A 24,956-nucleotide genomic window follows, 5' to 3' on the forward strand; every position below is an offset into this window, starting at 1 on the left:
CCCGTTCCCATACCGAACACGGAAGTTAAGCTCTCTAGCGCCGATGGTAGTTGGGACCTTGTCCCTGTGAGAGTAGGACGTCGCCAAGCAAGATAAAAACACAAGTCTTTTGACTTGTGTTTTTTTGTGTTGTTAAACAGTATGTGAAAGAAGTAAAGGTAATACAAACACGTTGCCCAAGAGTAAATCATATTATATAAGAGATTGATGTATATTTTTATGTAAATTGTTAAGGAATAGTAGTACAAAATATGTCCATTTAAATAAGGGAGGAGAAAGGATATGAAATTACAAAGTGAAATTTGCATTGTTTGTGAGACAAAAAGAAGAGAAGGTATATATGTTTATAATAATTTGATATGTCATGAATGTGAAAAGGATATGGTGAATACTGAGACAGATGATCCGAAATATATACATTACTTAAAACAACTTCGAAAATTAGAAGTATCATATTTTTAAATAGGCATATGCCTATTATTTTTTTTGTCTTAATATCTGTATAATAGATACAGAATGAATAATAAGGAAGAGATATATATGAATCAAAATCGTATGCCTTTATATGAGGCGTTAATAGAGTTTAAAGAAAGAGGACCACTATCCTTTCATGTTCCAGGTCATAAGAATGGCGTAAACTTCCCTCAGGAAGCCGCTAGGGAGTTTAAAGATATACTATCCATTGATGTAACCGAACTAACAGGATTAGACGATTTACATAGCCCGTTTGAATGTATAGATGAAGCACAAAAATTACTAGCTGATGTATATGGTGCAAAAAAAAGTTGGTTTTTAATTAATGGTTCAACAGTAGGGAATTTAGCGATGATATTGTCTTGCTGCGGGGAACATGATATTGTCCTTGTGCAAAGAAACTGTCATAAATCAATTATTAATGGTTTAAAACTAGCAGGAGCGAATCCAATCTTTTTAGACACATGGATTGATGAGGTGTATAACATACCAGTGGGGATTCGTGATGAAGTTATTAAGGAAGCAATTGAAAGATATCCCAATGCTAAAGCACTCATTTTAACGCATCCCAATTATTATGGTATGGGAATGGATTTGGAGGCAAGCATCGCTTATGCACATGCACATAAAATACCGGTTCTAGTAGATGAAGCACATGGGGCACACTTTTGTATAGGAGAGCCATTTCCAAAGTCAGCATTAGCATATGGTGCAGATATCGTAGTTCATTCTGCGCATAAAACATTGCCCGCGATGACAATGGGATCCTATTTACATATAAATAGTCGTTTAGTGAAAGAAGAAAAAGTTTCTATTTATTTGAGTATGCTACAATCTAGTAGTCCTTCATATCCAATTATGGCTTCTCTTGATATAGCTCGCTTTACACTAGCGAGTATAAAAGAAAAAGGTCATGATGAGATTGTCGAGTTTTTCCGGAGATTTAAAGAGGAGTTGTACTCTATTCCACAAATAGCTATTTTGCAATATCCATTGCAAGATGAGTTAAAGGTTACTGTACAAACTCGTTGTCAGTTATCGGGATATGAATTACAGTCTTTATTTGAAAAGGCCGGGATATATACAGAAATGGCAGATCCATATAATGTCCTATTTATTTTACCCATGCAAGCAAATGAGCAGTACATGAAAGCTATAGATATAATGCGAGTAGTGTTGCAACATTATGCGGTGAAAGACAAGAGTGAATCTATTCGTTATACTTATAAAGGGGGATTTTCTCCTTTACCGTATACGTATAAGCAACTAGAGGGATGCAAAACGAAGGTAGTACCTATAGAAGAAGCAGTTGGGATGATAGCGGCGGAAATGGTAATTCCATATCCACCTGGAATTCCATTAATTATATATGGGGAAAGAATTACTTCAGAACATAAAGAGCAAATTATGTATTTAGAGAAAATGGGAGCCCGTTTTCAAGGTAGCACGAAAGATATGAAAGTGTATGATATAGAAAGTAGGTTTTAGGATGAAGGGATTATTTGTAACAATTGAGGGGCCAGAAGGTTCGGGTAAAACAACGTTAATTAAAAAATTATTACCATACTTTGAGCAGAAAGAACAAAAGGTAATGGCGACGAGAGAACCAGGCGGTATTGCAATTTCTGAGGATATTAGAACGATTTTACATAAACAAGAATATACGATGATGGAAGCACGTACAGAGGCGCTTCTGTATGCTGCTGCACGTAGACAACATTTAGTGGAAAAAGTTATGCCGGCACTTGAGGAAAACTGTCTTGTACTATGTGATCGTTTTATAGATAGTTCTTTAGCGTATCAAGGATATGCAAGAGGCTTAGGTATGGATAAAGTATTTGAAATTAATCGTTTCGCAACGGAAGATTGTATGCCTAGTTTAACAATTTATTTAGACATTGAGCCAGAGGTTGGATTAGCGCGAATTGAAAAGGATGCAGGACGCGAAGTAAATCGACTAGATATGGAAGACATCTCTTTCCATAAACGCGTGCGTGAAGGGTATTTACAAGTTGTAGAGCGCTTCCCTAATCGCATTGTAGTAGTAAATGCTGATCAGCCAATGGAACAACTTATAGAAGAAGTTGTTCAGATTATAGAAGAGAAATTGTTATAATAGAAGGAAAGAATGAAATAAGTGAGGTATGCATTATGATAAAGACGTGGGAGCAGCTTTCTGCTATACAGCCCATCGGTGTCAAAATGTTGATGAATAGCATTGCAAAAGAGCGTATATCCCACGCTTACTTGTTAGAGGGAGGGAAAGGAACGGGGAAGTTTGCGACAGCAATTCAAATGGCAAAGAGCTTTCTCTGTTCTCAAAGGGATGGGGTAGAGCCTTGTCATGTATGTACAAATTGTAAGCGAATTGATTCAGGTAACCATCCTAACCTACATATTGTAAAACCAGACGGATTATCTATTAAGAAGCAGCAAATTCATGATTTACAAGAAGAGTTTTCAAAAACAGGATTAGAGGCAAATAAAAAAGTATATATTATTGAGCATGCAAATCGTATGACAGTAAATGCAGCGAATACACTTTTGAAATTTTTAGAAGAACCAAGTAGTGATACAACAGCCATTTTACTTACTGAACAAAGTCATCAAATTTTAAATACGATTTTATCTCGCTGTCAAGTTGTTACATTTAGATCGTTATCTACGGAATCTTTAATTAGAAGATTACAGGATGAAGGGATTACAACGTCTTTATCGACTCTTGCTGCGCAACTTACGAATAGTTTTGAAGAAGCTTTAGCTTTGTGTAATGATGAATGGTTTGCACAAGCACGAGCTTTAGTGATAAAATTATGTGAAGCGCTCGAAAAAGATAAAGCCTCTATTTTTTTTGTACAAGAAAAATGGGGAAAACACTTTGGAGAGAAAGAACAATTACAGCAAGGTTTAGATATGTTACTCCTTATTTATAAGGATTTATTATATGTTCAACTTGGAGAAGAAGATCGTCTTGTTTTTCATGAGCAGAAAGAGATGTTTGAATCTTTCTCATATGCTCAGAAGCGCATTGTATCAGCTCTCTTTAATATATTAGAGGCAAAAAATAGAATCAACGCTAATGTAAATGCGCAGCTTGTGTTCGAACAGTTAGTGTTGCGGTTGCAGGAGGGATGACCGTTTTGTATGATGTAGTAGGTGTTCGCTTTAAGAAGGCCGGAAAGGTATATTACTTTGATCCGAATCAGTTCGATATCTCTGAAAATGAGTTTGTAATTGTAGAAACGGTAAGAGGTATTGAATACGGAAAAGTAGTTATTACCAAAAAGCAAGTTGATGAAAACGACGTTGTATTACCGCTAAAAAAGGTTATTCGTATTGCAAATGAAAATGATCGTACCATTGTTGAAGAGAACAAACATGCTGCGAAAGAAGCATATCAAGTTTGTCAACAAAAGGTAGTAGAGCATAATCTTGATATGAAACTTGTAGATGTAGAGTATACGTTCGATCGTAATAAGATTATTTTCTATTTTACTGCGGATGGTCGGATTGATTTCCGCGAACTCGTGAAGGATTTAGCGGCAATTTTTAGGACAAGAATTGAACTAAGACAGATTGGTGTTCGTGATGAAGCAAAGATGCTTGGTGGTATTGGTCCATGTGGTCGTATGCTTTGTTGTTCTACTTTTTTAGGAGATTTTGAACCTGTGTCCATTAAAATGGCTAAGGATCAAAATTTATCATTAAATCCTGCAAAAATCTCTGGTTTATGTGGTCGCTTAATGTGTTGCTTAAAATATGAGAATGATGAATATGAGGCAGCAAAGGAACAACTCCCTGATTTAGATCAACGTATACAAACCCCGCATGGTACTGGCCGTGTTATCGGATTAAATATTTTAGAAAGATTAATTCAAGTGGAACTAGTAGACAAGGAACGGATAGTAGAATATACGTTAGATGAATTAGTGAATAAAGGGGTCGTTTCGAGTCAAACCACAGATTAATGAGGTGGGTGCTTGTGGAGAAAAAAGATATTTTTGCATCGGTTTCTAGTATGGAAGAGCAAATTGGACATTTATACAAACAGTTGGGAGAATTAAAACAACATCTTGCAGAGTTGTTAGAGGAAAACCAACATATAAAAATGGAAAATGAAAATTTGCGACACCGTTTTGAAGAAGTGAAGATTAAAGAAAAACAAAAAACTCAAAAGCGTAAAGAAGTGAAGCCGAAGACCGATATTGGTGAAGGCTACGATAATTTAGCAAGATTGTATCAAGAAGGGTTTCATATTTGTAATCTACATTATGGAAGTTTGCGTAAAGAGGGAGATTGTTTATTCTGTCTGTCATTTTTAAATAAAAAGTGAAATTACCTTTCCAATTATAATTGGAAAGGTAATTTTTTATACATGAGAGTAGAATGACATGGTTTTTATATTAGTAGAAGATCAAATAGGGTAGGTTAAGTGTAAGAAAAGGAGTAATATATGAATTTATATGAAGATGAACGTTTAGATTACTTATTAGCGCAAGAGATGAAGATTATACAAAGTCCATCAGTGTTTAATTTTTCTTTGGATGCTGTTTTACTTGCGGATTTTGCTTGGGTGCCAATTCAAAAAGGTAATTTACTTGATTTGTGTACGGGTAACGCAGTTGTACCCCTTCTATTAAGTACAAGAACAAAAGGGAATATTACAGGCGTGGAGATTCAAGAACGTTTATACGATATGGGAATAAGAAGTGTCCAGTACAATAAGTTAGAAGAAAGAATTCACTTAATACATGGAGATTTGAAAGATATGCCAGAGAAACTTGGACGCCATCAATATGATGTCGTCACGTGTAATCCTCCTTATTTTCAAACACCACAAACTTCTGAGAAAAATATGAATGAACATTTAGCAATAGCTCGTCATGAAATTATGTGTACACTAGAAGATGTTGTATATGCAAGTAGCCAGCTAGTGAAGCAGGGTGGGAAAGTAGCATTTGTGCATCGTCCAGGTCGGTTACTCGACATCGTTACATTAATGCGTAAATACAAAATCGAACCGAAACGTGTGCGATTTGTTTATCCTAAGGCTGGTAAAGAAGCAAACACATTATTAATTGAAGGAATTAAGGATGGAAATGCAGATTTAAAAATCTTGCCACCTCTTTTTGTGTATGAAGAAAATAACGAGTATACGAAGGAGATTCGTTCAATTTTATATGGAGAAGAATAAGCATTGTTTTTATGTGGTAGAGTGTTCTGATGGGAGTTATTATGCTGGCTATACGAATCATCTAGAAAAGAGGATTCAGACGCATAATAGCGGGAAAGGGGCTAGGTATACACGAGCTAGACTTCCTGTCGTTTTAAAATATGTAGAGTATCATGATGATAAACGAACGGCTATGCAAGCTGAGTATCACTTTAAGCAATTAATCAGGAAACAAAAAGAAGAATATATGCAAAAAGGAGAACGCTATGTGGCAGCAAAAAAGCTTTCAGCAAACTGAAAAAGGAATGTTATATCTAGTACCGACCCCAATTGGGAATTTAGAGGATATGACATTCCGTGCGATCCGAATTTTAAAAGAGGCAGATGTTATTGCAGCGGAAGATACAAGGCAAACGAAGAAGCTTTGTAATTATTTTGAAATTGAAACACCAGTTATGAGTTATCATGAGCATAATAAAGCAGTAAGTGGACGTAAAATTTTAGATAAGTTAGAAGAGGGTCAGACTGTAGCTATTGTAAGCGATGCTGGTATGCCGTGTATTTCCGATCCAGGCTATGATATTGTTGTCGAGGCAGTAGCTGAGCAATATCACGTAATTCCGCTTCCTGGGGCAAATGCAGCTCTTACAGCATTAATTGCCTCAGGCCTTGAAACAAAACAGTTTTATTTCTATGGGTTTTTACAAAGAAATAAAAAGGAAAGAAAACTGGAATTAGAAAAGCTTCGATATGTACAAACTACAATGATGTTTTATGAAGCACCTCACCGTCTAGATGATACTTTAATCTCGATGAAAGAAGTATTGGGCGATAGAGAAATTGTATTATGTCGAGAGTTAACGAAGAAGTTTGAAGAATTTATTAGAGGCACAATTGAGGAAGCAATTGAGTGGACAAAGCAAAATGAAGTCCGTGGCGAGTTTTGTATTTTAGTAGCTGGTTCAACGGAAGAACCTGCTCCAGAAGAACAATGGTGGGAATCTGTTTCAGTATATGATCATATTGAACATTATATAAATGAAAAAGGCATGAATTCAAAAGAAGCGATTAAAATAGTCGCTAAAGATCGAGATTTGTCGAAAAGAGATGTATATCAAATCTATCATGTCGATAAAAAATAAGCTTCTCATAATTGAGAAGCTTATTTTACTGTTTCGATATAATCTTGAAGCTCGTTTAAGATTTGCTCAGCGCCTTCTTTGCTTAAGATAATTTTACCTTCAGCTAAAGATAGGTTACCATCAGATACTTCACCAGTTACTTGGCAAGTCATGTTTGGTTTATATTTCTTTAAGATGATCTTTTCGTCATCAACGTAGATTTCAAGAGCATCCTTTTCTGCAATACCTAAAGTACGGCGTAATTCGATTGGAATTACCACACGACCTAATTCATCAACTTTACGAACGATACCAGTAGATTTCATAATTCTTTTCCTCCTAAATAAATAGTTTATAAGTTACGAGTCTATTTTTTGATTCGTCATTTTTCGACAAAATACCCTATGGACATATGATACCAATCATTTACATTTCCGTCAATTCTTAAATTCTATATTTTTTAAAAAGATTTATAGATTTCTTACTTCTTATATATAATAGAATGTAAGTAAATTCTACAATTATTTCACTTTAATTTCTGAAAAGTCTATGAATTATGGGTGAGGATTGTATATTTTTTTGAAATATGAGTAATAGATGGTAAAGATATATCGAGAATTAGCTCGTTTTTATCCAGCTATTTGCGAGTAGTAAGACTCGCACCTTAAAATTAGGCTGGAGCAAAGAAGTTAAGTGGGAGTCGGGTTATTAGTAAAAGCCTGTTTGGTGAAGGGAAATAATCAGCGGGAGATGAACAAAATCCTTGCTGATTAAAGTTTCACTTTATATATGAGTTTTTGATATACTGTTTATAAATACATATGAGGTTATTCGGGAGGTCCAAAACAATGACAGAGGAAAATAAGTCCTTTTATATCACTACCCCAATTTATTATCCAAGTGGAAAATTACACATTGGACATGCTTATACGACAGTAGCAGGAGATGCGATGGCGCGATATAAGCGTATGCAAGGATACAATGTTCATTATTTAACAGGAACTGATGAGCATGGACAGAAGATCCAAAAGAAAGCAGAAGAATTAAATGTTACGCCACAAGCGTATGTGGATAACATTGTTTCAGGAATTAAAGAACTTTGGGGGAAAATGGATATCTCTTATGATGATTTTATTCGCACAACTGAAGATCGTCATAAAGATGTTGTTGAAAAGATCTTCAAGCAACTAGTAGACCAAGGTGATATTTATCTTGATGAATATGAAGGTTGGTATTCTGTACAAGATGAAACATTCTATACGGCACATCAATTAGTAGATCCAATTATGGAAGGTGACAAAGTAGTTGGAGGAAAAAGCCCAGATAGTGGTCATGATGTAGAACTTGTTCGTGAAGAATCATATTTCTTTAGAATGGGTAAATATGTCGACAGACTATTAAAGTTCTATGAAGAGAATCCTCATTTCATTCAGCCAGAGTCTCGTAAAAATGAAATGATTAATAACTTCATTAAACCGGGATTAGAAGATTTAGCAGTTTCTCGTACTTCATTTGACTGGGGAGTTCGTGTTCCAGGCAACCCAAAACACGTTATTTACGTATGGGTTGATGCATTATCTAACTATATTACGGCATTAGGATACGGAACAGCAAATGAAGAAAAGTATAAGAAATTCTGGCCGGCAGATGTGCATTTAGTTGGAAAAGAAATTGTTCGTTTCCATACAATTTATTGGCCAATCATTTTAATGGCATTAGATTTACCTCTTCCGAAAAAAGTCTTTGCTCATGGTTGGATTTTAATGAAGGATGGAAAAATGAGTAAGTCAAAAGGGAACGTAGTAGATCCAGTTACATTAATTGATCGTTACGGATTAGATGCATTACGTTATTACTTACTTCGCGAAGTTCCATTCGGATCTGATGGCGTGTTCACACCAGAAGGATTTGTTGAACGTATTAACTTTGATTTAGCAAATGACTTAGGTAATTTATTAAATCGTACAGTAGCTATGATTGATAAGTACTTTAACGGAGAAATCCCTGCATATAAAGCAAATGTAACGGAGTTTGATGAAACGTTAGTAACGTTTGCAAAAGATACATTGAAAAAAGTAGAAGAAGCAATGGAGAATATGGAATTCTCTGTAGCGCTAAGCTCAATTTGGCAATTGGTTAGCCGTACGAATAAATATATTGATGAGACACAACCATGGGTACTAGCGAAAGATGAGAATGATCGTGAGAAATTAGCCTCTGTAATGGCTCATTTAGCAGAAGTTCTTCGTCAAACGGGTATTATGCTTATGCCGTTCTTAACAGTAGCACCAAGCAAAATGTTTGCTCAACTAGGCCTTACTGATGAAGCGCATAAATCTTGGGAAAGTCTATCTGCAATTGGCTGTATTCCAGCTGGAACAAAAGTAGAAAAAGGACAACCAATTTTCCCACGTTTAGAAATGGAAGTAGAAGTAGAGTATATTAAAGAACAAATGAAAGGTTCTGCTCCGAAAGTCGAGGAGAAAAAAGAAGAAGAACCGAAAGCAGAAGAAATTACAATTGATGATTTCTTCAAAGTAGAATTACGAGTAGCGGAAGTAATATCGGCTGAACCTGTGAAAAAAGCAGATAAGTTATTGAAAATTCAGCTTGATTTAGGTACAGAAAAGCGTCAAGTTGTTTCGGGGATTGCAAAATTCTATTCTCCAGAAGAACTAAAAGGTAAGAAGGTTATTTGTGTAACGAACCTAAAGCCTGTAAAGTTACGCGGTGAATTATCACAAGGTATGATTTTAGCGGGTGAAGAGAATGGCGTATTGTCATTAGCATCAATCGATCAAAATCTACCAAATGGTACGAAAATCAAGTAATTAAGACAAGAAAAGAGATGTTTCACGTGTAACATGTGTGAAGCGTCTTTTTTCTTTTTACACTCTCTATTTTTGCATTAAAATTGTAGTATTGTTATCGTTAAGTTATTAAAGGGCTTATTGTTGTAGAATAAATTTGATTTCAATATAAAAGGAGTTATTTATTATGTTGTTTGATACACATTCACATTTGAACGCAGAGCAATTTGAAGAAGATTTACAAGAAGTTATTGCACGAATGAAAGAAGTGGGAGTTACATATACAGTTGTTGTTGGATTTGATGAAGTGACGATAAAAAAAGCGATTGAATTAGCGGAAACTTATGATTTTATTTACGCTGCGGTTGGATGGCATCCTGTGGATGCCATCGACATGAAAGAAGAACATTTAGCTTGGTTAGAAGAATTAGCTTCCCATCCTAAAGTAGTTGCAATTGGAGAAATGGGACTAGATTATCACTGGGATAAGTCACCAAAAGAAATACAGAAGGAAGTATTCCGTAAACAAATTGCATTAGCTAAAAAGGTGAAATTACCGATTATTATACATAACCGCGATGCAACTCAAGATATTGTTGATATTCTAGAAGAAGAGAATGCAGCTGAAGTAGGAGGCATTATGCATTGCTTTAGCGGTAGTGTAGAAGTAGCACAGCGATGTGTCGATATGAACTTTTTAATTTCATTAGGCGGTCCAGTTACATTTAAAAATGCTAAGAAACCGAAAGAAGTTGCTGTGGAGATTCCGTTAGAGAAATTGTTAATAGAGACAGATTGTCCATATTTAACGCCACATCCATTTCGCGGGAAACGAAATGAACCGAGTTATGTAAAACTCGTAGCAGAAGAAATTGCGAATTTAAAAGGAATTTCTTATGAGGAAGTAGCAGAAATAACAACAAAAAATGCAAAAGCTTTATTTGGTGTTGAATAAAAGGAATGGGGAATCCCATTCTTTTTTGTTTTTTTGAGAAATGAAATAGTAGAAGTGACAGGAAAGTAATGGCGAATCAGGGAGGTGTTACAATAAGGAGGGTGAACAAAGATTTTATCCATCTACTTTTTAAAATGTAAGGATGGGGAAAATAATAATGGAAAAGTCGCCGTTTTTTTGTTTTACTAAGTAGAGACGAAACGAGTGTGGAGGCAAGCATGAAAATTAAAGAGATTATCGTTGTAGAAGGTAAAGATGATACAGTTGCAATTAAGCGTGCTGTTGATGCGGATACAATTGAAACGAACGGTTCAGCAATCGGTGATCATGTTATTGAACAAGTTAAATTAGCGCTGCAAAAACGAGGCGTTATTATTTTCACGGATCCGGATTATCCTGGAGAGCGTATTCGAAAAATTATTTCCGATAAAGTGCCTGGATGTAAACATGCTTTTTTACCGAAGGAAGAAGCACTTGCTAAAAGAAAAAAAGGTGTTGGAATTGAACACGCTTCTAATGAATCGATTCGCCGTGCTTTAGAGAATATACATGAAGAAATGGAAGCTTATACAAGTGAAATTAGTTGGAGCGATTTAGTCGATGCAGGCTTAGTGGGCGGAGAAATGGCAAAGAGTCGCAGAGAAAGAATGGGTAAGCTATTAAAGATTGGTTATACAAATGCAAAACAGTTACATAAACGTTTACAGATGTTTCAAGTTTCAAAAGAGACGTTTGCAGAAGCTTATAAACAAGTAATACAGGAGGAAAAGAAATGAAAGATATCGCAACGCCGAATCGTACGAAAGACATCGTTGAAAAGTATGGATTCTCATTCAAAAAAAGTTTAGGACAAAATTTCTTAATTGATACAAATGTATTGAATCGTATTGTTGATCACGCAGAAATCGGTTCAGAAAGTGGTGCAATTGAAATTGGACCAGGTATCGGTGCGTTAACAGAACAATTAGCTAAGCGTGCTAAAAAAGTGGTGGCTTTTGAAATTGATCAGAGATTATTACCAATTTTAGACGAGACGTTAGCTCCATATAGTAATGTTACCGTTATAAATAAAGATGTACTAAAGGCAGATGTACATGAAGTGTTTAGTGAGCAATTTGAAGAAGGGCAAGATGTAATGGTAGTAGCTAACTTACCATACTATATTACAACGCCAATTCTATTTAAATTGCTGGAAGAGAAATTACCGGTTCGTGGATTTGTTGTTATGATGCAAAAAGAAGTTGGAGATCGTTTAGCAGCTAAACCTGGAACGAAAGAGTATGGTTCTTTATCAATTGCTATTCAGTATTATACAGAAGTAGAAACAGTTATGACTGTACCGCGTACAGTGTTTGTACCACAACCAAATGTTGATTCTGCGATTATTCGTCTTCTAAAGCGCCCGAAACCAGTTGTAGAAGTGACAGATGAGACGTTCTTCTTTGAAGTAGTACGAGCAAGTTTCGCACAGCGTCGTAAAACTTTAATGAATAATTTATCAAATAATTTAAATGGTTTCCCAAAAGATAAAGAGCTGTTAGATCGAATTTTAACAGATGTAGGAATTGATCCAAAGCGCAGAGGCGAAACGCTATCTATCGAAGAGTTTGCAACATTAAGTAATGCATTAGTTCTTCATAAATTATCATAAGAATATAAAAGGGACAGCTCAAGTTGAGCTGTCCCTTTTGTCACCTTTATGCTCCTAAATTCATACTTTAAAAACAGGTAAGATGGCCTAATGAGTTTGGGGGTAGGAGAATGGCTTTACATGTTGGAGAATTAGTGGAACGATATTCTCATAATAGAGATATCCTTTTTCGTATTATAGAAATAAAAGGTGAAACAGCGATATTGTTTGGAGAAGAAATTAGACTTGTGGCGGATGCGCCACTTGAAGATTTGGTTAGTATAGATCAACGAGAACATAAAAATAGAGTGAAGCGTGAAAAAGAAACAATGGAGCGTACGTACCGTTTATTTCAGCAAGATTATGTATTGATGAAACAAAGGCATGAACACACTTCAACTGGTGGGTACACAAGTGAAGTGAATTATTTTCAAATGCCAGGGCGTGTATTGCATATAGATGGAGATCCGTTATACTTGCGCAAGTGCTTAGATTTATATAATAAAATTGGTGTTCCTGTACAAGGTATTCATTGTAAGGAAACAGAGATGCATGAAAAGGTAGTAGATTTAATAGATCATTTTCGTCCAGACATTTTAGTTATTACAGGACATGATGCATATACAAAATCCAAAGGGGTAAAAGGAGATTTAGCGGCATATAGGCATTCAAGACATTTTGTACAGGCTGTTCGAGAAGTACGAAAAAAATATCCATCATTGGATCAACTCGTTATTTTTGCTGGGGCATGCCAATCGCACTTTGAGGCATTAATTCGAGCAGGCGCTAATTTTGCTAGTTCACCTTCTAGAATTAACATTCACGCACTAGATCCTGTATATGTGGTTGGGAAAATTAGTTTTACCTCATTTATGGAGAGAGTCAATGTATGGGATGTTGTACGTAATACGATTACGGGCGAGAAGGGACTAGGCGGGATTGAAACGAGAGGGATTTTACGAACTGGATTACCCTTTCAACATTATGAAGAATAAGCAGGATACATACGTATCTTGCTTTTTTATATGGAAAGGATTTGAATGAACTGGGATAAAAAGAGACAAGAACGTACAGACTACGTAATGATACTTTTACAATATAGTATTTCTTCTATCTATTCAAACGCAGAATGCTTTTATAATGATATTAGCTGTGAATTGCGGTTAATCATTGGGATAGATATATCGTGTTTTAAGTGTTCAATCTAAATTACAGCGAGGTGTAGCAAGGGATATGTCAAAACGTTTAGATGATATTAAAAGCGAATTAGATCACCATCTTGGACAGCGACTTATGTTAAAGGCGAATAGTGGAAGAAGAAAAACTGTGGAGCAATCGGGTGTACTTGCAGAAACGTATCGTTCTGTTTTTGTTGTACAATTAGATCAGCAAGAAGACGCATTGCAACGTGTATCGTATAGTTATGCAGATGTTTTAACAGAGACAGTAGAGTTAACATTTTACGATGAACCCCAGAATGAAGCATTTTATAATTAATGTGTTATTTGTTACATATATTCCCATAAATGAAAAGATATATTATTTTGCATACTAATTATACCGTAGCAAAATAAGGAGGGACTCTGCATTGAGTAGACGAAGAGGAGTCATGTCAAATCAATTTAAAGAAGAGCTTGCAAAAGAGCTTGGCTTTTATGATGTTGTTCAGAAAGAAGGATGGGGCGGAATTCGTGCGAAAGATGCTGGTAATATGGTGAAACGTGCTATAGAAATTGCTGAACAGCAATTAATGAAACAAAACCAGTAGTTGTAAGATACTTTCTATGCTACGGTAGCCGAGGAGAGATTCCTCGGCTTTTTGCACGCTAAAAGGTGCCATCATTTGACATAAGTAGTTTCATTCTGAATGCTTTTCGTTATAATTAGGGAAGTGTCATCGTCTTACTATAAATTTATGGTAAAATAAACGATAAAAGATTGAGTACATAGAGTGGGTGAATAGATTGAAGCTACTAGTGAAAGCACCAGCAAAGATTAATCTGTCGTTAGATGTACTGGGAAAAAGACAAGACGGATATCATGAAGTGAAAATGATTATGACAACAATTGACTTAGCGGATCGTTTAGAGTTAATGGAATTAGCAGAAGACCGTATTGAAATTTTGTCCCATAATCGGTATGTCCCAGACGACCAACGCAATTTAGCTTATCAAGCGGCGAAATTATTAAAAGAGAAGTTTAATGTAAAAAAAGGTGTATCTATTACGATTGAAAAAACGATTCCAGTAGCAGCTGGATTAGCAGGTGGAAGTAGTGATGCAGCGGCGACATTACGTGGCCTTAATAAATTATGGGATTTAGGGCTTACAATTGACGAGTTAGCAGAGCTTGGTACAGAAATTGGATCAGATGTATCGTTCTGTGTATATGGCGGGACAGCACTTGCCACTGGAAGAGGAGAAAAAATTGAGCATATAAAGACTCCACCTTCTTGTTGGGTTATTTTAGCGAAGCCCCATATTGGTGTATCTACTGCTGATGTGTATGGAAACTTAAAATTAAATCGGGTTACACATCCAAATGTAGATAAAATGGTTGAAGTCATTAATGACGGGGACTATAGAGGGATTTGTGATACTGTTGGTAACGTTTTAGAAGATGTGACATTTGCGATGCATCCTGAAGTTGCACGTATTAAGGCGCAGATGAAACGATTCGGTGCGGATGCGGTATTAATGAGTGGGAGTGGCCCAACTGTATTTGGTCTTGTACACCATGATTCGCGAATGCATCGTATATATAACGGATTAAAGGGATTTTGCGAACAAGTATATGCAGTACGTTTATTAGGAGAGCGAGAAACGCTTGAATAAAGACGTATAATACGTTATGATTTGTTTAGAATATTCGTGATTTGAGGTGAGAGTATGAAAATTAGACGAAGTACAAGATTGGTCGATATGACTTATTACTTGCTACAAAATCCTCGTCAGCTAGTTTCTCTCACTTTTTTTGCTGAAAGGTATCAATCGGCTAAATCCTCCATTAGTGAAGATCTAGTTATTATTAAGCAAACGTTTGAACAACAAGGGGTCGGCACATTGCAAACGATACCAGGAGCAGCAGGAGGAGTGAAATATATTCCCTATATAAGTGAAGAAGAGGCAAATCTGATTATTAATGAGCTTTGTAGCTTATTTGAAAATCCAGATCGTATTTTGCCCGGCGGTTACTTATATATGACGGATCTTTTAAGTAATCCTCGCCAGATTAATGGTGCGGGTCGTTTATTTGCTTCTGTTTTTGCTAGGCAACCAATTGATGCGGTTATGACGGTGGCAACGAAGGGGATTCCGCTTGCTTATGCAGTGGCAAATTACTTAGATGTACCGGTAGTAATTGCGAGGAAAGATAATAAGGTAACAGAAGGCCCAACTGTTAGTATTAACTATGTATCAGGTTCCTCTAAGCGAATCCAAACGATGACTTTAGCAAAGCGTAGCCTTCCAGAAGGATCCAATGTTTTAATTATTGATGATTTTATGAAAGCTGGCGGAACCATTCAAGGTATGATGAGCATGCTAGAAGAGTTTAAAGCTAATGTTGTTGGAATTGGCGTATTAGTAGAATCTACGGATATCGAAGAAAGACTTATTAATAATTTTGTATCATTAATTCGTCTGTCAGAAGTTGATGTGAAAGAAAAAGCAATTCAAGTGGAAAAGGGAAATTATTCACTTGCACCATTTGATGAAGGGCTTGTAGAAGCTGAATAAAAAGGTAAAGCAGATAGCTTTATCTTTTTTTTATTCTATTTATAAATAATAAAATAGATGGACAAACTGCCTTTCGTACACTATTTTTAAAGAGTAAAAATAAATAATAAAAGGGTGAAAAGTATGAAAGTTGTTCAAACAAGTAATGCACCACAAGCAATTGGACCGTATTCACAAGGGATTATTGTAAATAACATGTTTTATAGTTCAGGACAAATTCCGTTAACTGCAAGTGGAGAGCTTGTAGCAGGAGACGTAACAGTACAAACAGAGCAAGTGTTTCAAAATTTACAAGCAGTATTAGAAGAAGCTGGTGCTTCATTTGATACAGTAGTAAAAACAACAGTATTCTTAAAAGATATGGATGATTTTAACGCTGTTAATGAAGTGTACGGCTCTTATTTTGCTACTCATAAACCAGCTCGTTCTTGTGTACAAGTGGCAAAATTACCGAAAGATGTTTCAGTTGAAATTGAAGTAATTGCCCTAGTTAAGTAACCTTTTGTAAGCGATAACCTCTACTAATCCTTATATTCAATTACTTTAAAAATTTTTATCTTAAAAATTTTTAAAAAATTAAAGGGAAAATAGAAATTTTGTGGAATTTATACAAATATATCGCTTATTTAGAAAAGGGTGGTGAACACAAGATGGAAGTGACTGACGTAAGATTACGCCGCGTAAACACAGAAGGCCGCATGAGAGCAATTGCCTCTATTACTCTAGACCATGAATTTGTTGTTCATGATATTCGTGTGATTGATGGTAATAATGGATTATTTGTAGCAATGCCAAGTAAACGTACTCCAGATGGAGAATTCCGTGACATTGCACATCCAATTAATTCTAATACACGCTCTAAAATCCAAGATGCGGTTTTAACAGAGTATCATCGTTTAGGCGAGTTAGAAGAGGTTGAGTTTGAAGAAGCGGGCGCTTCGTAAAATTCGAATGAAAAGGGCTTTTGAAAGAAAGCCTTATAATTTTGTAGCAAACTCCTGTAAATATTTACAGGGGTTTGTTTTTTTTGATTTTATATAATTTGTATCTGAAAAATTCAAAATGTATTAAAATAAAAGAGGAGAAACTTCTAATATTTTCAAAATTATTTTAAGTAGTATAGCTTATTTCTTAAAAAAGATACTAAAGAGTAAAACATCTTATAAGAATTATGGTAAAATTTAATAGTTAAAATGTGTTTCTTGAAATATATGATGATTTAGGATAATATCGTTAATGGATAAATAGGTTGCGATGGAGGGTCTATATGTCAAACAGATTTGCAGTGATTCTAGCTGCAGGTAAGGGCACACGTATGAAGTCTAAGCTCTACAAAGTGCTTCATCCTGTATGTGGAAAACCTATGGTAAAACATGTTGTCGACCAAGTATCTCAATTAGGATTGCAGAAACTTGTAACAGTCGTGGGACATGGTGCTGAAATGGTACAAGAACAGCTAGGAAACGTAAGTGAGTTTGCATTACAAGCAGAACAACTTGGTACAGCACATGCTGTAGATCAAGCTGCAAGTGTACTTGCAAATGAAGAAGGAACAACTTTAGTTATTTGTGGTGATACGCCGCTAATAACTGCTGAAACAATGGAAGCATTGCTTCAGCAACATAAAGAAGCAGGGGCAATGGCAACGGTGCTAACAGCTTACATAGAAGAACCTGCTGGATATGGTCGTATCGTTCGTAATGAGAATGGTCATGTTGAGAAGATTGTTGAGCATAAGGATGCAAATGAGAAAGAATTAGCTATTAAAGAAATCAATACAGGTACGTATTGTTTTGATAATAAAGCTTTATTCGCGTCACTTTCTAAAGTTTCAAATGATAACGTACAAGGTGAATATTACCTTCCAGATGTTATTGAAATTTTAAAAAATGAAGGTCATATCGTATCAGCTTATCAAACAGAGCACTTCGATGAAACGTTAGGTGTTAACGACAGAGTCGCTCTATCGCAAGCGGAAATTATTATGAAAAACCGTATCAACCGAAAGAACATGGTAAATGGGGTTACAATTATTGATCCAAGTAACACATACATTTCTGCCGACGCAATTATTGGTAGTGATACAGTTCTTCATCCAGGAACAATTATTGAGGGTAATACTGTAATTGGTTCTGATTGTGAAATTGGACCTCATACAGTAATTCGCGATAGTGAAATTGGAGATCGTACGGTAATTCGTCAATCTACTGTACATGACAGCAAACTTGGTACAGAAGTAGCGGTTGGTCCATTTGCACATATTCGCCCAGATTCAGTTATTGGAGATGAAGTACGCGTTGGAAACTTCGTAGAAATCAAAAAAACTGTTTTTGGTAATAGAAGTAAAGCTTCACACTTGAGTTATATCGGAGATGCACAAGTTGGAGAAGACGTGAATCTTGGTTGTGGTTCAATTACGGTGAATTACGACGGCAAGAATAAATTCAAAACTGTGATTGGTAACGGGGTATTCATTGGATGTAATTCAAATCTTGTTGCGCCAGTAACAGTTGAAGATGGTGCTTATGTGGCAGCAGGCTCTACAATTACAGAGAATGTTCCATCGAAAGCATTATCGGTAGCACGTGCACGTCAAATTAATAAAGAAGACTATGTTGATCAATTGCTGAATAAGAAAAAATCATAATGTGGAGGGTTAATCTAGATGTCGACTCAATATCTAAATTCTAATTTGAAAGTATTCTCTTTAAACTCTAATAAGGAACTTGCTGAGCAAATCGCAAAGCATATTGGAGTAGGACTAGGAAAATGTTCTGTTGATCGTTTTAGTGATGGAGAAGTTCAAATTAACATTGAAGAAAGTATCCGTGGTTGCGATGTATTCATTATTCAATCTACAAGCTTCCCAGTAAACGAACATATCATGGAATTACTTATTATGATTGATGCATTAAAGCGTGCATCTGCGAAAACAATTAATATTGTTATTCCTTACTATGGTTATGCGCGTCAAGACCGTAAAGCGCGTTCTCGTGAACCAATTACATCGAAACTTGTAGCAAACTTGCTTGAAACAGCAGGTGCAACTCGTGTAATCACTCTAGATTTACATGCTCCACAAATTCAAGGGTTCTTTGATATCCCAATCGACCACTTAATGGGTGTACCAATTCTTTCAGATTACTTTGAAACAAAAGGTCTTAAAGATATCGTAATCGTGTCTCCTGACCACGGTGGTGTAACTCGTGCTAGAAAAATGGCAGACCGTCTAAAAGCACCAATCGCTATTATTGATAAGCGTCGCCCTCGTCCGAACGTATCAGAGGTTATGAACATTATCGGTAATATCGAAGGTAAAACAGCAATTTTAATTGATGACATCATTGATACAGCTGGTACAATTACATTAGCAGCAAACGCTCTTGTAGAGAACGGTGCTTCTGAAGTATATGCTTGCTGTACACACCCAGTATTATCTGGTCCAGCAATTGAACGTATTCAAAATTCAAATATTAAAGAGTTAGTTGTAACAAACTCTATCGTATTACCAGAAGAGAAGAAAATCGACAAAGTACATGAGCTTTCAGTTGCTCCATTAATCGGAGAAGCAATCATTCGTGTATACGAAGAAGAATCTGTAAGTGTATTATTCAATTAATTGGATAGAATGAGACGTAACCAAGCTTGGTTACGTCTTTTCGTATCGAAAAAAGAAAGTAGTGGTACAAGAATGAAATTGATAGTAGGACTTGGGAACCCGGGTAGAGAATATGAATTAACAAGGCATAATATTGGATTTATGGCGATTGATGAACTTGCAAAGCGTTGGAACATTTCTTTAAATGAACAAAAATTTAAAGGAGCATTTGGTGCAGGATTTGTTAATGGAGAAAAAGTAATCTTATTAAAGCCACTTACATATATGAATTTATCTGGGGAAAGTATTCGACCACTCATGGATTACTATAAAATTGACGTTGAGGACTTCGTTGTTTTGTACGATGATTTAGACATCCCTGTAGGTAAATTACGCCTTCGTATGAAAGGTAGTGCTGGTGGACATAATGGTGTGAAATCGACAATTTCGCATTTAGGAACACAAGAATTTCAACGTATCCGTATGGGAATTGATCGTCCGAAAAATGGAATGAAGGTAGTAGATTACGTATTAGGACGCTTTACATCTGAAGAGATTCCGGATGTTAATCATTCTATCGAAAAAGCAGCGGATGCATGTGAAGAATGGTTAAATAAGCCTTTTCTCCAAATTATGAATACTTTCAATAGTTAAGTGTATAATCTGGAATATTTTGTTTTAGTTTAAGCCATACTAGTAGTAATTGTATATTTAGGAGGCTAGTATGGAAGGGTATTATTATTGCAGACATTGCGGGAGTAATGTAGGATCAGTTGCTGCAGAAAAAGTATATAGCGACGTTTTATTTCAACTAACAGAGCAAGAAGTAGTAGAGATGATTCATTTTCATGAAAATGGAAATATATACATAAAAACGATTTGTGAATCGTGTCAAGAAACGCTCACATCTTATCCTGAGTATTATGAATATGAAAAATTTCTGCAATAAAATGTTGTCGCTTTGGCATGTCCAAAGCATTTTTCTGTTTTCTTTTTCCAAAATATTTGCATAAAATATAGTAACTTGCTCTTTATGTTGAGAGGGGTTTTGATAATGATAGGTTTATTAGAGCAATTTTATAAAAATGAAGAGATACAATCGGTTATTAATGGGTTAGAAGATGGCCTAAAAGAACAACTTATATCAGGTATGGCAACATCTTCTCGTTCATTATTAATGGCAGCTTTATATAAAAAAACGAAAAAATCGCAACTTATTGTAACGCATAATCTATATCAAGCGCAAAAAGTACATGAAGATTTAGTGGCGTTACTTGGTGAAAAAGATGTATGGCTATATCCAGTAAACGAATTGATTGCATCAGAGATCGGTGTTGCAAGTCCGGAATTAAAAGCACAGCGCATTGAGGTGTTAAATCGTTTAGCGGCAGGAGAGAATGGGGTTATTGTAGCACCGGTCGCAGGTTTGCGTAGATTTTTACCGATAAAAGAATTATGGAAGCAAAAGCAAATTGAAATTAATCTAGGGCAAGAGATTGATTTAGAGGCGCTCTTGCATACGTTACATCATATTGGCTATGAACGTAAGTCGATGGTAGAAGCTCCAGGGGAGTTCAGTTTACGCGGGGGAATATTAGATATCTATCCATTAACTGAAGAATTACCATTTCGTATTGAATTCTTCGATACAGAAGTCGATTCTATTCGATTATTTGATGTGGATGAACAGCGCTCTCAAGATAAAAAGGAAAGTGTTAGGTTCGGTCCGGCAACAGAATTTTTATTTTCACAGGAAGAATTGAAATCGGGAATTAAGCATCTTGAAGAAGGTTTGACTAAGACGATGCAAAAGCTTTCCGATGATAAATTAAAGACTACAGTGCTTGAGACAGTAAGTCATGAAATTGAAATGTTGAAAAACGGGCAAAGTATAGAACAAATGTTTAAATATTTATCTATTTTCTATAAAGAACCTGCTAGTCTAATAGATTATTTACCAGATGATGGCGTTGTAATTTTAGATGAAATCTCTCGTATTCAAGAAACAGCATCACATCTTGAAACAGAAGAGGCCGAATGGTATATATCACTTCTTGGAGAAGGAACAATTATTCAGGATTTATCTTTCTCTCACTCATTTGAGGGATTTCTTCATCATAAGAAAAGAAGTTTTGTATATTTGACACTATTCTTACGTCATATTGCACACACACATCCGCAAAATATTGTGAATGTAACATGTAAAACAATGCAAGATTTTCATGGACAGATGAACTTGTTAAAAACAGAAATTGATAGATGGAATGAAGGACATTTTACGACTGTTGTACTCGGAACAGATGATGAGCGTGTCAAAAAACTACAACATATTTTAAGTGATTATGATATTGAAGCAGATATTGTAGAGGGCACAGATATTTTATTGCCTGGAAGGTTACAAATTGCTGTAGGTGATTTACATGCAGGGTTTGAAATGCCAATGCAAAAGTTCGTTGTTATTACTGAAAAGGAGCTTTTCCATAAGAAAGTTAAAAAATCACAACGCAAGCAAAAGTTATCTAACGCTGAACGTATTAAAAGTTATTCGGAATTAAAAGTCGGAGACTATGTAGTTCATGTAAATCATGGTATAGGTAAATTTTTAGGCATTGAGACATTAGAGATTAATGGTGTTCATAAAGATTATTTGAATATTAAATATCAAGGTAATGATAAGTTATACGTTCCGATTGAACAAATTGACCAAGTGCAGAAATATGTAGGATCTGAAGGCAAGGATCCGAAAGTTTATAAATTAGGCGGAAATGATTGGAAGAAAGTTAAGTCGAAAGTTGAAAAATCTGTACAAGACATAGCGGATGACCTAATTAAATTATATGCCGAGCGCGAGGCCTCAAAAGGTTATGCGTATACACCAGATACGGCAGAACAACAAGAATTTGAATCTTCTTTCCCGTATCAAGAGACAGAGGATCAATTACGTTCTATTGAAGAGATTAAGAAAGATATGGAACGAGGACGTCCTATGGATAGGCTTCTTTGTGGTGATGTAGGATATGGAAAGACAGAAGTAGCTATTCGTGCGGCATTTAAAGCAATTATGGACGAAAAACAAGTTGCAATTTTAGTGCCGACAACGATTCTTGCACAACAACACTATGAAACAATTCGAGAGCGTTTTCAAGATTATCCAATTAATATAGGGTTATTAAGTAGATTCCGTACGAGAAAACAGCAAAATGAAACAATTAAAGGTTTAAAAGATGGCACGGTAGATATTGTAATCGGAACGCATCGTATTTTATCTAAAGATGTTACTTATAAAGATTTAGGGCTTCTTATTATTGATGAAGAACAAAGATTTGGTGTGACGCATAAAGAAAAAATTAAACAATTGAAAGCAAATGTTGACGTATTAACATTAACGGCAACTCCGATTCCGCGTACACTCCATATGTCTATGCTTGGTGTGCGTGACTTATCTGTTATTGAGACACCGCCAGAAAATCGTTTCCCAGTTCAAACATACGTAGTAGAGTATAATCCGGCATTAATGCGAGAAGCAATAGAGCGAGAGCTTGCAAGAGGTGGTCAAATTTACTTCCTATATAACCGTGTGGAGGATATCGAAAGAAAAGCAGAAGAAATTTCGATGTTAGTTCCAGACGCTCGTGTAACATACGCACATGGGAAAATGAACGAAAGTGAATTAGAATCTGTTATGCTATCGTTTTTAGAGGGACAGCATGATGTTCTTGTAAGTACAACTATTATTGAGACAGGTGTAGATATTCCGAATGTAAATACATTAATTGTATTTGATGCAGATCGCATGGGGTTATCGCAGTTGTATCAGCTTCGTGGGCGCGTTGGACGTTCTAATCGCGTTGCATATGCATATTTTGCATACAAACGTGATAAGGTGTTATCAGAAGTTGCAGAGAGACGTCTACAAGCAATTAAGGAGTTCACAGAGCTTGGATCTGGTTTCAAAATTGCAATGAGAGATTTATCAATTCGTGGTGCAGGTAATTTGCTAGGGGCAGAACAACATGGATTTATTGATTCTGTAGGATTCGACTTATATTCTCAAATGTTAAAAGATGCAATTGAACAACGTAGAGGAACAGACGGAGTTGAAAATACAGTTAATGTTGAAATTGATTTAGAAGTAGATGCATATTTACCAGATGCTTATATCTCAGATAGTAAACAAAAAATTATGATGTATAAACAATTTAGAGGTGTTTCTACAATTGAGGATATTGAAGAGTTGCAGGAAGAAATGATCGATAGATTTGGGGATTATCCGCAAGAGGTTGGATATTTATTACAAATTGCAAATATTAAAGTGTTGGCAATGAAAGAACAAATTGAGTTAATTAAGCAAAATAAATTTGAAGTAACGTTCCTGTTTTCTGAACAAGCGAGCCAAAATATCGATGGTGGAAAATTATTCATGCTTGGAAATAGTTTTGGTCGTATGATTGGTCTTGGAATGGAAGGGTCACAATTGAAAATCGTCATGAAAACGAATGGTTTAGAGACATCGAAGTGGTTAACAATTGCTGAAAATTTATTAAAAGGCTTACCAAATGTAAAAAAAGAAGTAATAAATGCCTAATATAAGATAAAAAATACAATTCGACGTGCATAGAAGAACTAATGTGTAAAATACTATGTCTAACAGTTGGTGATTTTTACATGAACAGGTAAATTCACCACTTTGATCATCAGTAGAAAGTGAGGCAGCATTAGAATGAAAGCAACTGGAATCGTACGTCGAATTGATGATTTAGGCAGGGTAGTAATCCCGAAGGAAATTCGTAGAACTTTACGTATTCGAGAAGGAGACCCACTAGAAATATTTGTTGATCGCGATGGAGAAGTGATTTTGAAAAAATATTCACCGATTAGTGAACTAGGTGATTTTGCAAAAGAATATACGGAAGCTTTATACGATAGCTTAGGACATAATGTGCTTGTATGCGATCGTGATTCTATTATTGCAGTAGCAGGCATATCTAAAAAAGAATACTTAAATAAAAGTGTTGGCGATTTAATTGAAAAGACAATGGAAGAGCGCAAATCTGTAATTATGACAGATGAAAGCGAAATTTCAATTATTGATGGAGTAACAGAAAAAGTTAGTTCCTATACAATTGGCCCGATTGTTGCGAATGGGGATCCAATTGGAGCTGTTATTATCTTCTCTAAAGAGGCTATTATAAGTGAAGTAGAGCATAAGTCAGTAAATACAGCTGCAAGCTTTTTAGCGAAACAAATGGAGCAGTAAGATCATATCGAATTTTAGAAGTAGCAATCTTTCCTAATTATGATATTTCTTTTTTGAGAAATCAATTATTTGGAGATATATGTATATTGAATGAAGGTAGCACTTTGCTACCTTTTTTCGTTGAACATTTTTAATGTTGCACGAACTCATTATTACTCGTGGAGGTAAGGAAGTCTGTTCTTTTCTTTATGATATAATACG

The 24,956-nt window shown here is 35.6% G+C and carries 27 protein-coding genes and 1 rRNA gene; 27 read left to right on the forward strand and 1 reads right to left on the reverse strand.

Translation table 11 applies throughout. The features are described from left to right. The 10 genes from rrf to rsmI form a co-directional block, all read left to right on the forward strand. Positions 1-89 (forward strand): 5S ribosomal RNA (rrf, locus tag MR065_RS22235); the annotation flags it as partial. A gap of 193 nt (positions 90-282) precedes the next feature. Continuing rightward, positions 283-462: a sigma factor G inhibitor Gin gene (locus MR065_RS22240; RefSeq protein ID WP_242215099.1), complete on the forward strand. Its 180-nt coding sequence runs from the start codon at positions 283-285 to the stop codon at positions 460-462. 78 nt (positions 463-540) lie between these two features. Then, on the forward strand, positions 541-1,962 hold the full coding sequence (locus MR065_RS22245; RefSeq protein WP_242215100.1) for an aminotransferase class I/II-fold pyridoxal phosphate-dependent enzyme: 1,422 nt from the start codon (positions 541-543) through the stop codon (positions 1,960-1,962). Between the two features lies 1 nt (position 1,963). Further along, positions 1,964-2,590: a dTMP kinase gene (gene tmk / locus MR065_RS22250; protein WP_097905095.1), complete on the forward strand. Its 627-nt coding sequence runs from the start codon at positions 1,964-1,966 to the stop codon at positions 2,588-2,590. Between the two features lie 35 nt (positions 2,591-2,625). Next, complete coding sequence (gene holB / locus MR065_RS22255; protein ID WP_242215101.1) at positions 2,626-3,609, forward strand: DNA polymerase III subunit delta'; 984 nt, start codon at positions 2,626-2,628, stop codon at positions 3,607-3,609. Between the two features lie 5 nt (positions 3,610-3,614). Further along, positions 3,615-4,442, forward strand: coding sequence for a PSP1 domain-containing protein (locus MR065_RS22260; RefSeq protein ID WP_000272429.1), 828 nt, complete (start codon positions 3,615-3,617; stop codon positions 4,440-4,442). A 14-nt stretch (positions 4,443-4,456) separates the two neighbouring features. Next, positions 4,457-4,807: a DNA replication initiation control protein YabA gene (gene yabA, locus MR065_RS22265; RefSeq protein ID WP_141436465.1), complete on the forward strand. Its 351-nt coding sequence runs from the start codon at positions 4,457-4,459 to the stop codon at positions 4,805-4,807. Between the two features lie 120 nt (positions 4,808-4,927). Beyond that, positions 4,928-5,668, forward strand: a complete 741-nt coding sequence (locus MR065_RS22270; protein WP_242215102.1) for a tRNA1(Val) (adenine(37)-N6)-methyltransferase — start codon at positions 4,928-4,930, stop codon at positions 5,666-5,668. After that, positions 5,655-5,945 carry a GIY-YIG nuclease family protein gene (locus tag MR065_RS22275; protein WP_098269526.1) on the forward strand — a complete coding sequence of 97 codons (291 nt, stop codon included), beginning with the start codon at positions 5,655-5,657 and terminating at the stop codon, positions 5,943-5,945. The genes MR065_RS22270 and MR065_RS22275 overlap by 14 nt, the downstream gene beginning before the upstream one ends. Further along, positions 5,914-6,789: a 16S rRNA (cytidine(1402)-2'-O)-methyltransferase gene (gene rsmI / locus MR065_RS22280; protein WP_098269527.1), complete on the forward strand. Its 876-nt coding sequence runs from the start codon at positions 5,914-5,916 to the stop codon at positions 6,787-6,789. Before MR065_RS22275 ends, rsmI begins: the two co-directional genes overlap by 32 nt. 20 nt (positions 6,790-6,809) lie before the next feature. On the opposite strand, the gene MR065_RS22285 is transcribed toward rsmI, so the two are convergent. After that, a complete protein-coding gene (locus tag MR065_RS22285; RefSeq protein ID WP_242215103.1) occupies positions 6,810-7,094 on the reverse strand; it encodes an AbrB/MazE/SpoVT family DNA-binding domain-containing protein in 285 nt (94 codons plus the stop codon). 495 nt (positions 7,095-7,589) lie between these two features. On the opposite strand from MR065_RS22285, the gene metG reads away from it, so the two are divergent. From metG to spoVT, 17 genes are all read left to right on the forward strand, one after another. Further along, the gene (gene metG, locus MR065_RS22290; RefSeq protein ID WP_097905089.1) at positions 7,590-9,599 is read left to right on the forward strand and encodes a methionine--tRNA ligase; all 2,010 of its coding nucleotides are present in this window, start codon (positions 7,590-7,592) and stop codon (positions 9,597-9,599) included. A gap of 166 nt (positions 9,600-9,765) precedes the next feature. Continuing rightward, on the forward strand, positions 9,766-10,533 hold the full coding sequence (locus tag MR065_RS22295; protein WP_097905088.1) for a TatD family hydrolase: 768 nt from the start codon (positions 9,766-9,768) through the stop codon (positions 10,531-10,533). 218 nt (positions 10,534-10,751) lie between these two features. Further along, positions 10,752-11,309, forward strand: coding sequence for a ribonuclease M5 (gene rnmV, locus MR065_RS22300; RefSeq protein WP_097905087.1), 558 nt, complete (start codon positions 10,752-10,754; stop codon positions 11,307-11,309). Then, the gene (gene rsmA, locus MR065_RS22305; RefSeq protein ID WP_088233023.1) at positions 11,306-12,184 is read left to right on the forward strand and encodes a 16S rRNA (adenine(1518)-N(6)/adenine(1519)-N(6))-dimethyltransferase RsmA; all 879 of its coding nucleotides are present in this window, start codon (positions 11,306-11,308) and stop codon (positions 12,182-12,184) included. Before rnmV ends, rsmA begins: the two co-directional genes overlap by 4 nt. Positions 12,185-12,294: 110 nt before the next feature. Further along, positions 12,295-13,158, forward strand: coding sequence for a sporulation peptidase YabG (gene yabG / locus MR065_RS22310; protein ID WP_088233024.1), 864 nt, complete (start codon positions 12,295-12,297; stop codon positions 13,156-13,158). Between the two features lie 238 nt (positions 13,159-13,396). Further along, positions 13,397-13,660 (forward strand): biofilm formation stimulator Veg, encoded by a 264-nt coding sequence (gene veg / locus MR065_RS22315; protein ID WP_098269530.1) that lies wholly within the window; start codon positions 13,397-13,399, stop codon positions 13,658-13,660. A 91-nt stretch (positions 13,661-13,751) separates the two neighbouring features. Continuing rightward, on the forward strand, positions 13,752-13,931 hold the full coding sequence (gene sspF, locus MR065_RS22320; RefSeq protein WP_001985066.1) for an acid-soluble spore protein SspF: 180 nt from the start codon (positions 13,752-13,754) through the stop codon (positions 13,929-13,931). 196 nt (positions 13,932-14,127) lie between these two features. After that, on the forward strand, positions 14,128-14,997 hold the full coding sequence (gene ispE, locus MR065_RS22325) for a 4-(cytidine 5'-diphospho)-2-C-methyl-D-erythritol kinase (protein WP_141436464.1): 870 nt from the start codon (positions 14,128-14,130) through the stop codon (positions 14,995-14,997). Between the two features lie 54 nt (positions 14,998-15,051). After that, positions 15,052-15,900 carry a pur operon repressor gene (gene purR / locus MR065_RS22330; RefSeq protein WP_097905084.1) on the forward strand — a complete coding sequence of 283 codons (849 nt, stop codon included), beginning with the start codon at positions 15,052-15,054 and terminating at the stop codon, positions 15,898-15,900. A gap of 123 nt (positions 15,901-16,023) precedes the next feature. Continuing rightward, complete coding sequence (locus tag MR065_RS22335) at positions 16,024-16,398, forward strand: RidA family protein (RefSeq protein ID WP_242215104.1); 375 nt, start codon at positions 16,024-16,026, stop codon at positions 16,396-16,398. A 152-nt stretch (positions 16,399-16,550) separates the two neighbouring features. Beyond that, positions 16,551-16,844, forward strand: coding sequence for a septation regulator SpoVG (gene spoVG / locus MR065_RS22340; protein ID WP_000454042.1), 294 nt, complete (start codon positions 16,551-16,553; stop codon positions 16,842-16,844). A gap of 323 nt (positions 16,845-17,167) precedes the next feature. Beyond that, positions 17,168-18,547 carry a bifunctional UDP-N-acetylglucosamine diphosphorylase/glucosamine-1-phosphate N-acetyltransferase GlmU gene (gene glmU / locus MR065_RS22345; protein ID WP_097905082.1) on the forward strand — a complete coding sequence of 460 codons (1,380 nt, stop codon included), beginning with the start codon at positions 17,168-17,170 and terminating at the stop codon, positions 18,545-18,547. An 18-nt stretch (positions 18,548-18,565) separates the two neighbouring features. After that, on the forward strand, positions 18,566-19,519 hold the full coding sequence (locus MR065_RS22350; RefSeq protein WP_000107420.1) for a ribose-phosphate diphosphokinase: 954 nt from the start codon (positions 18,566-18,568) through the stop codon (positions 19,517-19,519). Positions 19,520-19,591: 72 nt separating this feature from the next. Further along, positions 19,592-20,152, forward strand: coding sequence for an aminoacyl-tRNA hydrolase (gene pth / locus MR065_RS22355; RefSeq protein ID WP_088326817.1), 561 nt, complete (start codon positions 19,592-19,594; stop codon positions 20,150-20,152). Positions 20,153-20,222: 70 nt separating this feature from the next. Continuing rightward, positions 20,223-20,447, forward strand: a complete 225-nt coding sequence (locus MR065_RS22360; protein ID WP_097905081.1) for an anti-sigma-F factor Fin family protein — start codon at positions 20,223-20,225, stop codon at positions 20,445-20,447. A 105-nt stretch (positions 20,448-20,552) separates the two neighbouring features. Beyond that, positions 20,553-24,083 (forward strand): transcription-repair coupling factor, encoded by a 3,531-nt coding sequence (gene mfd, locus MR065_RS22365; protein ID WP_097905080.1) that lies wholly within the window; start codon positions 20,553-20,555, stop codon positions 24,081-24,083. Positions 24,084-24,218: 135 nt separating this feature from the next. Beyond that, on the forward strand, positions 24,219-24,755 hold the full coding sequence (gene spoVT, locus MR065_RS22370; protein WP_000648310.1) for a stage V sporulation protein T: 537 nt from the start codon (positions 24,219-24,221) through the stop codon (positions 24,753-24,755). Positions 24,756-24,956: the final 201 nt, after the last annotated feature.

It is taken from the genome of Bacillus cereus group sp. BfR-BA-01383, from assembly GCF_022663495.1.
Taxonomy (GTDB): Bacteria; Bacillota; Bacilli; order Bacillales; family Bacillaceae_G; genus Bacillus_A; species Bacillus_A cereus_AU.